The organism is Streptomyces sp. NPDC047079 (assembly GCF_040643755.1).
Lineage (GTDB): Bacteria > Actinomycetota > Actinomycetes > Streptomycetales > Streptomycetaceae > Streptomyces.
Genome location: NZ_JBEYUZ010000052.1, coordinates 1 through 14,679 on the forward strand (window position 1 = coordinate 1; position 14,679 = coordinate 14,679).

General features: G+C 67.8%; 8 protein-coding genes and 2 pseudogenes. 9 read left to right on the forward strand and 1 reads right to left on the reverse strand.

All coding sequences use genetic code 11. The annotated features are described in order from the left end of the window. The first annotated feature begins 188 nt into the window (after positions 1–188). The 4 genes and pseudogenes from ABZ823_RS30380 (at position 189) to casA (ending at position 9,013) form a co-directional block, all read left to right on the forward strand. Positions 189–1,571, forward strand: a complete 1,383-nt coding sequence (locus ABZ823_RS30380; protein ID WP_361666056.1) for an IS701 family transposase — start codon at positions 189–191, stop codon at positions 1,569–1,571. 100 nt (positions 1,572–1,671) lie between these two features. Further along, on the forward strand, positions 1,672–2,661 hold the full coding sequence (locus tag ABZ823_RS30385) for a DUF6454 family protein (RefSeq protein WP_361666057.1): 990 nt from the start codon (positions 1,672–1,674) through the stop codon (positions 2,659–2,661). Positions 2,662–4,617: 1,956 nt separating this feature from the next. Further along, a complete protein-coding gene (gene cas3 / locus ABZ823_RS30390; RefSeq protein WP_361666058.1) occupies positions 4,618–7,491 on the forward strand; it encodes a CRISPR-associated helicase Cas3' in 2,874 nt (957 codons plus the stop codon). 634 nt (positions 7,492–8,125) lie between these two features. Continuing rightward, positions 8,126–9,013 (forward strand): annotated as a pseudogene (casA, locus tag ABZ823_RS30395) (type I-E CRISPR-associated protein Cse1/CasA). Between the two features lie 63 nt (positions 9,014–9,076). Here the strand turns inward: casA and ABZ823_RS30400 are convergent. Then, a complete protein-coding gene (locus ABZ823_RS30400) occupies positions 9,077–10,372 on the reverse strand; it encodes an IS256 family transposase (RefSeq protein WP_361666059.1) in 1,296 nt (431 codons plus the stop codon). 262 nt (positions 10,373–10,634) lie between these two features. Between ABZ823_RS30400 and ABZ823_RS30405 the strand changes: the two are divergent. From ABZ823_RS30405 to ABZ823_RS30425, 5 genes and pseudogenes are all read left to right on the forward strand, one after another. Continuing rightward, a pseudogene (locus tag ABZ823_RS30405) lies at positions 10,635–10,808 on the forward strand (IS5/IS1182 family transposase); the annotation flags it as partial. 202 nt (positions 10,809–11,010) lie between these two features. After that, a complete protein-coding gene (locus ABZ823_RS30410; RefSeq protein ID WP_361666060.1) occupies positions 11,011–11,349 on the forward strand; it encodes a hypothetical protein in 339 nt (112 codons plus the stop codon). Beyond that, positions 11,346–12,626: an RNase A-like domain-containing protein gene (locus ABZ823_RS30415; protein ID WP_361666061.1), complete on the forward strand. Its 1,281-nt coding sequence runs from the start codon at positions 11,346–11,348 to the stop codon at positions 12,624–12,626. Before ABZ823_RS30410 ends, ABZ823_RS30415 begins: the two co-directional genes overlap by 4 nt. A 16-nt stretch (positions 12,627–12,642) precedes the next feature. Then, positions 12,643–13,326, forward strand: a complete 684-nt coding sequence (locus ABZ823_RS30420) for a contact-dependent growth inhibition system immunity protein (RefSeq protein WP_361666062.1) — start codon at positions 12,643–12,645, stop codon at positions 13,324–13,326. Between the two features lie 815 nt (positions 13,327–14,141). Next, complete coding sequence (locus tag ABZ823_RS30425; protein WP_361666063.1) at positions 14,142–14,615, forward strand: DUF6615 family protein; 474 nt, start codon at positions 14,142–14,144, stop codon at positions 14,613–14,615. The last annotated feature ends 64 nt before the right edge of the window (positions 14,616–14,679 follow it).

A 14,679-nucleotide genomic window follows, 5' to 3' on the forward strand; every position in this document is an offset into this window, starting at 1 on the left:
CTCGAAGCGTGGAGAACGGCCGCCTCCGCTGTCCCGTGAAGAACCGCAGGTCAGCAGGACGAGTGACCCGCGAGGTTAAACGCCAAGCTCAGACACGGCAGCTGTAGTTCTTGATCGTCGGCCTGTCCGTGCTGGTCAGGGCGGCTGCCGGGGCGCCGCGGGCAGGGGAACGGCCACCGTGATCATGAATGATTGTGACGACGATCAAGGACCAGGTGGCCGCGGAGGCCGCGATAGCCGAGCGTGCGTGGACGGACGTCATAGGGGCGGCGATGGCCGCGGTGGCGGACTGCTTCACTCGGCGTGAACCCCGCCTGCTGGCAGGGGAGATGTGCGAGGCGATGCTGATGGAGCTGGACACCCGCAACTGCTGGACGCTCGCCGAGGCTCTGGGTCACTGCGGTCCGCACCGCCTGCAGCACTTCCTCGCCCGCGCCCGCGTCGACCACGATCTGGCCCGCGACCGCCTCGCCGCGTGGATCACCAGCGAACTCGCCGATGACCAGGCCGTGCTGGTGGTGGATGAGACGGGCGACGAGAAGTCTTGCACCGACGCCGTCGGAGCGGCCCACCAGTACTCCGGAGCCCTGGGCGGCGTGGGCCTGTGCCAGGTCGCCGTCCACCTCACCTACGCCTCCCGACGCGGCCACGCGATGATCGACCGGGAACTGTACCTGACCGCCGCCTGGGCCGCCGACGAAGAGCGGCGCCTGCTCACCCACGTCCCCGACGAACGGGAGTTCGCCACCAAGCCACAGCTGTCCGCCGGCATGCTCGAACGCGCCAGCACCCTGGGCATCCACGCCCGCTGGATGGCCGCCGACGAGGTGTACGGCGGACGCGAACTGCGCCTGGCCGCCCGCCGCCTGGGCTTCGACTACACCGTGGCCGTCAAGACGGACCACCGCGTGGCCACCTCCGCCGGCACCTTCACCGCCGCCGAACTCGCCGGCCAGGTCCCCAAGAACGCCTGGGCACGCATGCGCACCGGCCACGGACTCAAGGGCGACCGCCACTACGACTGGGCCCTGATCGACGTGCCCGCCGACGACACCCCCACCGGACACGCAGCCGGCCACTCCCACCTGGTCATCCGCCGTCACCGCTACACCGGCGAACTCTCCTTCTACCGCTGCTATTGCGCCACCCTCGTCGCCCTGGCCACACTGGTCGAGGTGATCTGCTGCCGCTGGAAGATCGAAGAGGACTTCCAACTCGGCAAGAGTGCCTGCGGCCTCGACCAGGGCCAGACCACCTGCTGGAACTCCTGGATGCGCTGGAGCCTAATCAGCATGCTCGCCGCCGCCGTCCTCGCCGTCACCCGCCTGCGCACCACCGCCCACGCCACCCGCGGCCGACTCGTCCCGGTCAGCGCCCGCGAACTGCTCCGCCTCCTGCGGGCCACCGTGCTGCCCCGCCCGCGTCGAGACCTGGACCATCTCCTGCACTGGTCCGCCTGGCGCCGCCAACACCAGCGTCGGGCCGCCGCAGCCCACCGCCTCTGGAACAACATCACCGCAGACGCGACGACCTGGCCCCACCGTGAAGATCAAGAACCACAGCTGCCGTGAACGAGCTGTTCCGTGACCGTTGTCGATCACATCGTCTGGCATTCATGGTCTGCGCATAGGTTCGCCGCGTCCTGGGGCAAACCGCAGCAAGAGGTTCATCATGAAGAACACGAAGATCGCAATCACCCGGCGCGCGACGATAGCGGCCGCGTCACTGGTGCTCGTCGCCGGGGGCGCGGCGACCGCCGCCGCCACTGCCGCCGCTCCGAGCACGCCCGCCGCCGGCGTGGCGGCCGACTTCTCCGCGGTGACCCGAAGCACCGCTTGGAACCTGGTCGACAAACTCCAGCTGAAGTTCCATACGTACCACCCGGAGGGCATCGCGTTCGCCGGTGACCGCATCTTCCTGTCCTCCGTGCAGATCATCGAGCCGACCGTCAAGTACCCGGTCCCGCAAGGCCGTTACGACCGCACGCCGGGCAAGGGCATCGGGCACCTCTTCGTGATGGACCGCAAGGGGAACCTGCAGAAGGACATCGTCCTCGGCGAGGGCAACATGTACCACCCCTCCGGCATCGACTTCGACGGCACCTCGGTGTGGGTGCCGGTGGCCGAGTACCGGCCCAATAGCGCGGCCACCATGTACCGCGTCGACGCGAAGACCCTGGAGGTCCACAAGCAGTTCACGTTCGACGACCACGTCGGCGGTGTCGTCCGCGACAAGGCCACCGGGCACCTGATCGGCCAGACCTGGGGCTCGCGCCGCTTCATCGAGTGGAACCTGGACGGCAAGCAGCTCGCCTCCTGGGACAACCCTGGCCACTTCATCGACTACCAGGACTGCCAGAGCCTGCCCGCCCACAAGATGATCTGCGGCGGCATCACAAACCTTCCCCAGACCCCCGCCGCCGGCGGCGCCTCCGCCACGTACGAACTCGGCGGTATCGGCCTGCTCGACGTGCACGCCCACGAGCTGCTGCACGAGGTCCCCTTCCAGCAGTGGTCCACTGCCGGACACGTGGCCACCCGCAACCCCTTCAAGATCGCAGCCGACGGCAACAAGCTGACGATGTGGGTGGCGCCGGACAACGGTGACGAGGGCGACGGGACGGAGATCCTCACCTACCAGGCAACAGTGCCAGCGCAGTAGCAGTCGGCCGCTGTGACGGCCGCTGGGCGGGGGCCGTCACAGCGGGGTAACGGCACCTTGACGCGGCGGAGGCCGCGCACCCCCATTCCTGCACGATGCCGTCCTTGTCGAGGCTGCCTCTCCCCCTGGGCGGGCGCCACGGCCTACTGCGCCATCGGCCTACCGGTGCGTAGCTGTCCCCGGGGATGTGGCTGCTGGGCACTGAACGGGCCCTCGTGCCCCGTTGGGCTGCTCGTGGTCGACTCGCAGCCCGCGGGGCAGGCAGGGCCGCGCTCGTCCCAACGCAGCCTGGGTCACAGCTGAGGTCGGTGCGCAGCGACTGGAGCGTGCAGACCAGCCATCGGGTGCCCCTGGTAGACAGGTGGGCGTCGTCGGATGCACCTGCCCGCCCGACGACATGCATCAAGTGTTCGTACTACCTCCTCGGTTCACCCGCTCCAGCCCCATCAACATCGCCCAGGTGATCTCCCGGGCAAGCATCCGCGGCTCCCGGCGCGGGGGCAGTCCGCCACCTCGGCCATCAGCGACCCGAACGCGTCGGCCCACTCCTGCCCGGCTATCGCGGCCTCCACGGCCACCGCGTCACGGTTCGTCCTCACAAACGATCATCGTCGCTGTGACCGTTCCCACGTCCACAGCCACCTCGCCCCCATTGCCCCAGCGCGAACAGTTGGACGATCAAGAACTACAGCTGCCGTGTCAGACCGCCCTCATCCGTACGGGGAAGCACAGCCTGAGCCGGATCATCCATTCCATTGGCCGGGATCGACCCCCACGGCACGTGGGGAGTGTTCCTGGATTCATCGAGATCATATCCATCAGCCGGGAAGACCCCCACACGTGTAGGGACGCCGAGCGCAACTTCGGCAGCGTCAACACGCTCGACCGACCCCGCGCGTGTGGGAGTACCGGTGACAGCCCATCACCGGCCGCGGCATCCGCGACACACCCCCACGTGTGTGGGGAAGACGCCGAGCGGACCTTCGGCAGTATCAACACCCTGGACAGACCCCCACGGCACGTGGGGAAGAGACCGCTGGCCCAGGAAAATCTGTTCGACGACGGGGGGCAGACCCCCACGCGTGTTGGGAAGAGTGTCGGCGCGTCAGTGCGGTGCGTCTGGGCCGGACAGACCCCCATGTGAGTGGGGAGGATTCCCTTGGGCGGTCAGGCGCGCCCAGCCCCGGAACGATGAACCCCCACGAGTGTGGGGAAGACGCAGCTTGATGCTCCGCAGCGGCGATGAAGTGAGGCAGACCCCCACGCGTGTAGGGAAAACAGCATGGGCCGGTTCTCGTCCAGAGCGATCCGCGACAGACCCCCACGTGTGTGGGGAGGACGGATACAGTGCGTCCGTCATCACGGAAGTCAGGGAACAACAACCCACACACGTGGGGAGGGCACCCCGCTGGTATCCCGCCTTTCCCCGCGTGCTGGACAGACCCCCATGTGTGGGGAAGACAAGGGCGGTCGATGGCGTCCAGGGCGGTGTCCAGGACAGACCCCCACGTGTGTGGGGAGACGATGGACCGATCAAGGTCTGCGGCCCACAAGGGGGACAATCCCCACGTCCGTGGGGATAGGCGTGATCCATCGCAACCACGTCCAGCAGTTGGGTTGACCCCAACGCGAGTGTGGACGGCGAAGCCCTGCAAGCGTGCGACCACTACACGCTGGACAGACCCCCGCGTGCATGGGGAGGGCCGCGTATCGCCCAGCTGGCCGCCCTGCTGTACGGCTGATCCCCACGCGTGTGGGGAAGGAGTAGGTCCCTGAGTGGTTCACGATGACCAGCAGGGGCGCACCCTCACAGGATGAGGAAACCGGTGAGCTCCGGATCGCAGGCTACACCCTGCCCTCCCAGGGACGCGTGCCGGGGGAGACGTCTCTGCATGCGGCAGGATAGGCGCAACGCCCCTGATTCGAGGGTGGGTTGACGTAGAGCGGGAGCTTTCGGTGGGGGTGCGGGAGGATGCCCGGCGCGGCGGGATCGATCTGACGCCGTGGGGCAAGTTCGACCGTGGCGCGTGGGCGGTGTATCCGTTGCTGTTTCATCTGTTGGATGTCGCGGCGCTCGCGGGCGTGGTCTGGGACCGGTATCTGACCCGCGGTCAGCGTCGGCTGATCGCCGCCGGGCTGGGGCTCACCCGGGCCGAGACGCGCTGTCTGGTGATGTTCATCGCCGGCCTGCACGATCTAGGCAAGTTGTCGGCTTTCCAGGAACAGGAGGCGTATCCCTGGGCCCGGGTCAGCGACATCCTGCGCGCGGACATCCGTGACTGGCAGCGTATGCCGCACGAACGGGCGTCCATGCACAGTGTGCTGCACCTGCTGGCCGAGGCCGGCTATCCGGCGGACACCTCCGACAGCCCCGGAGTGCTCGTTGCCCAGATTCTGGGCGGCCACCACGGCCGGTTCCTGCAGGTCGACATCGACGGTGCGGCCAAAGCCTCCCGGGTCAACCTCGCCCTGGGCGGGCCGGCCTGGCAGGATCTGCGCCGCCGCTACTTCGCCCTGCTGCGCCATCTGACCGCCGCCACCGCGGTGCCCGCGGACGTGTCGGTGCCGGCGGCCGTGCTGATCACCGGAATCGGCATCATCGCGGACCGGCTGGCCAGCCAGCGCCACTACTGGCTGCCCAAAGCCCAGGCGCCCGCCTTCGGCGCCGGCGAGCACTTTGCCCAGGCCGTCCGGGACGCCCCCGCTGTGGTCGAGGAGTCCGGGCTGGGCCGCATCACCCTGCCGCAGGTGCCGTTCACCCAGGCCCACGGCGGTCTGGAGAGGCCGAACGCCCTGCAGGCCTCGGTGATCGGGCAACTCACTGCCGCGGTGGGCGAGAAGGGGCCCGGCATCCTGGTGGTCACCGACGCCACCGGCGGCGGAAAGAGCGTCACCGCGCTGGAAGCAGCACGTATCTTCAATGCCTGCGGGGACACGGCCGGCATCCTGTGGCTGCTGCCGACCATGGCCACCACCGACGCCGCCTACGACATGCTCGAGGCCTACGTCGCGGCCCACCATCCCGAGCACGCCCCGGTCTCCCTGGTCCACAGCCACAGCTACGACAACACCGCCTACACCGACCACCGCCTGGCCGCCCACGAACCCTCCACCAGCGACGCCTACTGGCCCGACAGCGACAGCGACAGCGACGACGGCGACGATGACGAGGGCAGGCCAGCTGCGGGGGAGCGGCCCGAAGAACGCGTGACGGTGCCCGACGGCTGGCTGCGCGGCTGGGACAGGGCCCTGCTGGCCCAGTTCACCGTCGCCACCCACGACCAGGCCCTCATGGCCGTCCTGCCGGTCCGCTTCAGCGCCCTGCGCATGCTGGCCCTGTGCGGGCGGACGGTCATCGTCGACGAAGTCCATGCCCTGCCTCCGTTCATGCGGCAGACACTGTCCCGGCTGCTGCACTGGCTCGGCGCCCTGGGCTGTCCCGTGGTGCTGCTGTCCGCGACCCTGCCCGGCCACATCAGCAGCCAGCTCGTCCGCAGCTATCTCGACGGCGCCGGCCACCCGCACCCCGCAACAGCCCACCTGGACTGCCGGCCCCCCTACCCGGGCTGGCTCTACGCCGCCGCCTCGGACGCCTCCCTCACCCGCATCGACCCGGCCGCGGCCGAAGCCCACGCCGACCGCCACCGCCGCCGCGCCGACCTTCGTCTCCACTCGGTGCGCCACTCCTCCTGCGCCGACCCCGAAGACACACCTGCCCGGGAGAGCCGCCTGGAGCGGATCACTCAGGAGATCGCCCCTGTCGCCCGCTCGGGCGGCTGCGCGGCGGTGTATTGCGCCACCATGGCCGACGCCCAGACCACCTACACGCATCTGCGTACCGCCCTCGACTGGCCGGACGGCGGCCCTGACGGCCAGCTGCTCCTGCTGCACGCCCGCCTGCCCGGCCACCAACGCGAGGCTCTCACCCGCCGTATCCGCACCGCCCTGGCCTCAGCCGGCGAGCGCCCCGGGCGGCTGGTGGTCGTCACGACCAGTCTGCTGGATATGAGCCTCAATATCGACGTCGACGTCATGGTCAGCGACCTGGCGCCCCTGCACACCCTCCTGCAACGCCTGGGCCGCCTGTGGCGCTTTGACCACATCAAGCGGCCCGACTGGCTGTGCGGCGGGCGCCCCCGCCTGATCGTCCTGGAGCCCACCGACCATCGCGGCCGCACCCTTTTGCCGCCCGCCTGCCGCCCGTTGGACTCCCCGTTCCTGCCGCTCGCCACCGCCGCCTATCTCGCCCGACGGCCCGAGCAGCCGCTCACCCTGCCCGACGATGTGCAGCAGCTCGTGGAAGCCGTACACGGAGACGCCGACGCCCTGGCCCGCACCGATGCCGCCCTGCGCCGCAGCCACACCCTGCACCAGGCCCGCATCCGCACCGAGGAACACCACAGCCTGCTGCACCTGGTCCCGGCGTGGCACGACACCCTCTTGCTGTCCGATCTGCACCGCCAGAACCTGCACCCCCGCGAGGCCGCCACCCGCCTGGGCGCTATGCCCCGCGGCCTCCTGCCCGTCTACCGAATGTCATGCGGCCGCCTCACTCTGGACGCGGCCGGCACCCGGCCGCTGCCCGAGCACCGCAAACCGACCACCGCCCAGATCCGCACGATCCTCCAGCACACCCTGCCCGTCCCCGCCGCCTGGGTCGCCGGACGCACAAGAGACCACCACATCCCCGCCTCCTGGCGCAGCCACGCCCTCCTCGCCGACCTCGTCCTGCTCCCGCAGGACGCCGGCGATCCCTCCCGGCCGGTGCGCTTTGGCCGGCACCGTCTGCACCTCGACGGCGCCCTGGGACTGGTCCACACCGAAGACTGAACCGCTTCCCGCTTCCCGCCTCACGCCGCCCGCCCGAACCCCTTCACGGGCATCGCCGTTGCAGGAAGGCCGGACCTTCCTGCCCGGGGCACGCAGCTGCCGGGTGCCAGAAGAGAGAAGGCCGCGAATTCTCATCCCAGGCCGCCAGGGCTTCTCATCCGATGCCCCCTGCCGCGGCTGGGACCAGACAGGAATGCCTGACATCTGAGCGAGAACCGGCAGTGACATCGAAATGAGAAGTGACAGCCGTCGCACCGTCGGCACGGATTGAGGAGTGCGGTCCGGAAATGACTTACGTTCAAAAAAGGGGCACCGACCGGTAATTGTCGGCTGGACTATGTGGTTCGGAAGCTGCTCGTCTATGGCTAATATGGAAACGCGGAGCCGGACTGACGTTCGAGTCCGGTCTCGCGCGCCCTGCCTGCTGCGCTGTGTGCACCGCACCCTTGGTGCCCCCGTGGTGCAGGGGCGGCACGTCGGCATGGCCTGACCCGGCCCGCGCCCTGACCGTCTGCCCCTTCCCTTCCTGCCGCCCTGGTGCGCCCTGGTGTCCTGGCGTGCGCAGAATTCCCGCTCCGGCGCGCGAATCTTCCCGGAAGTCCCTCTTTTGTTCGCACCCGGCAATGGATCCTGTGTGTCTTCCCCGATTTTTGAAACCGACAAAGAACCGTGTATTCCTGTCCTCTTCCCGGACGAGCGCCAGGAGGAGCTGGGATGGCGGGACGTGCTGCTGCGCGCACACCTCATCAAGGACCTGGCACTTCCCGTCCCGCCGGCGGCATCTGCCGTCTTGCGCCTGCTCGTGGTGATGGCCGCACGGGTCAGCGGCCTGGACGCACGAGGACAGCGGCGCATGACGGCACGTCAGTGAGCCGCACAGCGAAGGGAGTTACTGGCGCATCCCGCCGGGTTCGACCCCGACGCCGTTCATGCCTACTTCGACGCCTACATCTGGGACCTGTTCCACCCGGAGCGGCCGTTCCTGCAAGACCCGAGACTGGCCAGCCAGTGCCCGCAACGCGCCGGCGTCAACAAGCTGGTCTTCGGCCGCCCCGAGGGCAACAACCTTTCCTGGCTCAGCCCGCACTCCAACAGCGACCCGCAGCCGGTGCCCAGCGCCCAGGCGCTGTGGCACATGCTCATCCACCACTACTACGGCGCGGCCGGACAATGGTCTGTGCGCACCGTAGGCGGCCGCTCCCTCAACCGGGCCAAAGCTGGCCCACTGCGCTCGAGTCTGTCCTTCCACCCCCTGGGCCGGACCCTGTACGAGACCCTCCTGGCCGGCATCCCCAAGCCCGACCCGTCCTGGCCGGACCAAGTGGACCACTGCCCGTGGGAGGAACCGCTGCCCCACCCCGACCCCGACGACGGTGACCCCGTCGAGGGCCCGGACCCCGATGCCGCGCCGCCGCCGGTGTCCTCACCGGGCCGTCTGCTGACCGGCCGCTCGCGTCACGCCGTCCTTCTCATCCCGGCACCGGACGGACGCCACGTGACCGACGCCTACCTGACCTGGTAGGACTCCGTTACGTCTGCCTCTCGGGGGTCTGTCCAGCCGACGGTGTAACTCGGGTGGTGTGAGTTAGCGGCGGCCGACGGAGAGTCGGCCGTCGAAGGCGATATCGAAAGCCTGCAGGGCGGGCTTCCAACGCATGGTCCAGCGTTTGCGTCCCTGGCCGGTGGGGTCCAGACTCATGACGGCCATGTAGACACATTTGAGGGCTGCGGCCTCGTTCGAGAAGTGCCCCCGGGCCCGGACGGCTTTCCGTATGCGAGCGTTGACCGACTCGATCGCGTTGGTGGTGCAGACGACGCGGCGGATCTCGGCGTCGAACTGAAGGAAGGGCACGAACTCGGCCCAGGCGTTCTCCCAAAGTCGCACGATCGCCGGATACTTGGCGCCCCACTCCTCCTGGAACTCCAGGAACCGGTCTTCCGCCGCGCTCGCGGTCGGAGCCGTGTAGACCGGCTTGAGCGCGCGGGAGATCTTGTCCCAGTCCTGGCGGCCTGCGTAGCGGAACGAGGCCCGGATCAGGTGGACGACACAGGTCTGGGTGACCGCCTGGGGCCAGACCGCCGAGATCGAGTCGGGCAGGCCCTTGAGCCCGTCGCAGACGACCATGCACACGTCCTCGACGCCGCGATTCTTGATCTCGGTCAGGACCTGGAGCCAGTACTTGGCACCCTCGCCGCCGTCGCCGGCCCACAGGCCGAGGATGTCGCGGGTGCCGTCCACCGTGACCGCCAGGGCGACGTAGATCGGCCGGTTCGCCACCTGCCCGTCGCGTACCTTCACGTGCACGCAGTCGATGAAGATCACCGGATAGACCGGGTCCAGCGGCCGGTTCTGCCACTCGGCCATCCCGTCCATGACCTTGTCGGTGATGGTCGAGATGGTCTGCTTGGACACGCTCGCGCCGTAGACCTCGGCCAGGTGGGCGGAGATGTCACCGTGCGTCAGGCCACGCGCGGACAGCGACAGGACCATCTCGTCGACGCCGGTCAGCCGCCGCTGCCGCTTCTTGACGATCTGCGGCTCGAAGCTGCCGTCGCGGTCACGTGGCACCGTGATCTCCACCGGCCCGACGTCGGTCAGCACGGTCTTGGACCGGGTCCCGTTGCGGCTGTTGCCACTGCCGGCACCGGCCGGGTCGTGTTTCTCGTAGCCGAGGTGGTCCGTGATCTCCCCTTCGAGCGCGGACTCCAGCACGCGCTTGGTCAGCTGCTGCAGCAGGCCGCCCTCACCGGTCAGCTGGAGGCCGCTCGCGCGGGCCCGGTCGACCAACTGCCCGATCAGTTGCTCGTCCAGCACGTCCGCCGACAACTCAGCAGGCCGGACCTCTTCAACCGCCTCGGAAGAGACAGTCACGTCGCTCATCAGGTGCTACTTCCATGATCGGGAGTTACACCGAAGACCGTACAGACCCTCTCCTGGGGCGGTCGGCGCCACCGCTGACTAACGAAGAGGCGCGGCCGATTGCCGCTGTACGCGGCGGTGGGTGCTGAGCGTTGAACAGCGGCATCAGGGGGTGGAGTGACGGCGGTATCGCTGCCACCCCACCCCTCGGCCGGGTACGAAGCCAGCCGCGTTGCCGCAAGGCGTAAACCCGGCCGAGCGCCGGCCGGCGCTGGGGTGAGCGTTCGCCCCGATCCTGAAACACTGGACGGTCGAGCGGACCTACAGCTGGCTCATGCTCCACCGGCGTCTCGCCCGCGACTGCGAAACCCTCCCCGTCCGCTCCGAAGCCATGACTCACATCGCCATGACCGACCTCAGGGCCCACCGCCTCACAGGGGAGAACGCCACCTCCTGACGCGACCCCAAGACCGTCATGAAGCAGTCAATCTCGGGATGAAACACCGGAAGAAAACGACCTCTAACCCCCGATGTGGTACCGGTCCGTGAGGGAACTCACGGTCACCGAACGGATCTTTGCCCCGACTTTGCGTGACGTCATCAATCGGCGGCTAGGGTCGAATGCCCGGGCGATCGGCGGAAGGGGAAGACGCCAACTCATGGGCGGCAAGGACAAGTTAATCGACATCAAGGTCGACGACATCAAGACCGCGGCGCCCGCGTTCCACCGCGAAAGCGTCGCGCTCGCACACGCGCTGACCACGCTGAAGCAAGGTCTGGCCGCGGCGGGCGCCCCGTGGGGCGACGACGAGCAGGGACAGAAGTTCCACACCGCCTACGCCCCGCACGTCACGCAGATCGAGCACTCCGCGCAGATCCTCGTCGAAGGCCTGGCCAGCATCCACGCGGGCCTGGTGGACATGGCCGACAAGCACATCGACAACGAGGAACGCATCCGGGGCATGTTCGGCCGCCACGCCACAGGTGACGGCACGTGAGTGTCGCGGACAAGGCACGCAAGGTCGTCCAGGACCTGACGGGCATGTGGTGGCCCGCCGCCGACGAGGACGGACTGCGGGACGCGGCCCGGGCATGGCGGTCCTTCGCCGACGATGTCGACGACATCACGGCGGCGGCGAACAAGGCGGCCCGTGCGCTGATCGCCGACAAAAAGGGCGAGTCGATCGACGCCTTCGACACCTTCTGGCGCCGCTACTACGACGGCGGCCGGGGCTGGCTCAAGGACCTGGCGGACGCGGCCCGGGACATGGCCAAGGCGCTGGACTCCTACGCGGATGCGGTGCACGGCGCGAAGAAGCACCTCGAACACGAGCTGGAGATCGTCGGCGCGACGCTCGTCGCGGGCACCGCTCTGGCGGTCTTCACCGCCGGCATGTCCGAGGGCGCCGCGGCGGCAGCGGCGGCGGGCGTTACCGAACTCGCCGCATCCTTGGGCGTGGCGGTGACCGAGGAGGTCGCCGCGATCGCCGGCACCACCCTGGCCACGGCCGCCTTCGGCGGGGTGGAGTCCATCACGGTGGACCTGGCCGTCGCCCAGCCCACGGCCATCGCCCTGGGCGAGCAGAAGACCGGCATCAACCTCGACGAGGCCCGGCAGGCCGGGGTCTACGGCGCGCTCCTGGGCGGCGCCCTGGGCGGAGGAGGATCAGCGGTCCGCGCGGCAGGCGACGCGGGCGGCTGGACCGAGCTTCTCGGAGGCGTCCGCATACCCTCATTCGGCCCCGAGCTCGCGGTACCCGGCGGCACGCCCACCAGCCTCGAAGACCTCGGACTGCTCATCAAGGGCGACGGTGAGCCCAACGCCTGGCCACGCAGCAAACGCAAGGGCGCGGTCAAGCCGAAGTACCGAGCGGATCTGGCCGGTGACGAAGGAAAGGGAACCCCCAAGTCCTATTCCCACACGCTGGAAAGGCACATCGAAAAGACCGACCGCGAGCTGCGGGCCCGGCTGCGAGCGGATGAGACCATCGACGGGAGCTCGAGTTTCATCGACGAGGCGTCGGCGCAGGATTTCACGGACCGCGCGCTTCTGGCCCGCCAGCAACAGGTGAAACGCTGGATCGAGAAGACGACGAGCAGGCAGTTGGTGATCAAGGTTGACTTCGCTGGCGAAGTCACTGGTCGTGGCATGACCAGGGAGGACTTCATCCGAGGCACTGGCCCTCATAATGTGGACAAGGTGAAGCTGATTCTGCGCCGTGATCCCAACATGCCGAGTGGTTTCCGTATCCATACTTCTTACCCCGTCGCCTGAGAACAAGAGTCAGTCCATGGATCTTCCTGACGATTACCTGCTGAGAGAAGCGCGCTTTCCAGAGCTTCAGGAGCTGCTCGATTCCTATGCCTCCGCTGGCTGGACCTTCACGGACACCCCTGAGAAGGCCGGGCCTGCGCTTCAGGCGTATGTACGCTATGCCGTAAATGTGCCTGGACTCCTGGACGGGGTCATCAGCGAGATCGACGATCTCCTGCAGTTTGGATTGTTCAGTGACGAGATCGCTGACGACGTGGACCTTCTACCGCACATCAACCCTCCGGCCGGACGCAGCGTGGAGGAGTGCCTGGCCTTGATCCGCAACCACCTCGACCGGATCAGGGACGGCGGCCCCTACGAGGAGTCGGCTCTCCCACAGACCGACTGGGAATGGAACAAACGTTTCTACGAGCTGGGCCAGTTGCTCGGTGCTTACTTTCACCAGTACTTCAGTCAGGAGTACGAGTCTCACAAGGATGCTCTTGATGATTACCTCTCAGGTAACCCCAGTGAGGCACATTTGCAAGCGGCACGGGATATTGGTCGCCTCCTCTCCCTAGTGCAGGACGACAGTGAACTCAACCGCGTGACGAAGATCCTCGGCCTTTGGGTCTACCCCCCTGAGGGCGTCTCCCTGCGCCAGTGGCTCACCGAAATGCAGGGCACCATCAAAGATCATCTGCGCGCCGGCGCATCCTGACGAAGGGACTGGCTCGGTACGTCGGCGCTACTGTGCGTCTGCGCAGGAGATCTAACCGCCCCCACGACAAGGTCACCCCATCACCCCCATGCCCGTAGTTGTGCATCACCGGAACGCCTGCTCGGTGATCCACCTCGCCCCGGACCTCCGACCGCCTCAACCGGGCGTCCACCCGATGCTCGGTTCTTGCCCCTCATGCACGGCGTGTGCCGTCGCCTTCCGGTGCAGCCCTGAGGGATCAGCGACCGGGAATCACCTCGTTCGAGCGCTGGACACCGTCAGCGTCCAGTGCGTCAAGAGCCGCGGCGGCCGCCCGGCAGCCCATGGCCGCGCTCCCGAAGATCTGCAGCCCGTTGCACGTGTGTTCTTCGACCAGGCCCGGGCGAACCGGCGAAGCCGGCGCGATCCTCCTCAATAGCTGAGTTTGACCCGGGGCGCTCCGAGGAGGATCAGAGGGTGGCCAGCGGTGACACCGACGAAGTGCATCTACATGGCGATCGTGTCGCTCGACCCTACCGGCAAAGGCCAGGCCCGCTGGACCAGTCGCTGGAAGACGGCGTTGGACGCCTTTGACATCACCTTTGATAGACGCTCCTCAGCAGCCACCAGTAACCCAACCACCCTGGTACACCGTTCCTTCATTTGACAGACCCCGCCCGGATGGTTGATGGCCGTTGATGCCACCGCATCTCGAGGTCGGACGGCTGTTCGATCCGTTCGGGGGCGAGCCGTGATTCGCGCGACGCTGGGGGCAGAGACACCTGCGGGTTGCAAGTCTCTTCTGCTGGACCGTGTTGTGCGGTACGCCCACTGCTGTGAGTGACACCCAAGAGCAGGCCCAAGGCGTGCGCGCAGCACTCGTCCGCGGCCGCACCGCCGTCGACACGTTCACGACCAAGTGGCTTTCCCAGGGCAACGTCACGTGGTCCGAGGAGACGGCCACGGATCTTCTGCTCATGGCGGTGCACCCAGAGCTGTCGTATGTCTCTTTCACCCGGTACGAGGAGTCCCGGGTCGGGGCTGACTGGCTGTGGTGGTTCGTGGATTCGGCGTCCCACGAGGCGTTCGGAGTGCTCGTACAGGCGAAGAATTTAAAGAAAAAGGGGCAGCGCTGGCACATCGACTACAACTACAACAACGGTAACCAGCTCGGGTCTCTGATACGAGCCTCGGATCTGCTGCAGGTCCCTGCGGTGTATGCCCTGTACTGCGGCGACGCCGTCTACCGGCGAGAGTTGCGGTGCGATCAGGACCATGATGCACCTCCCCTCCTACTGTGGAGACCGTGACCGGAGGGATGGTTGGGGGTCATGGCATCCAGGAAGCGCATCTACGACGCCGAGTTCCGTGAGG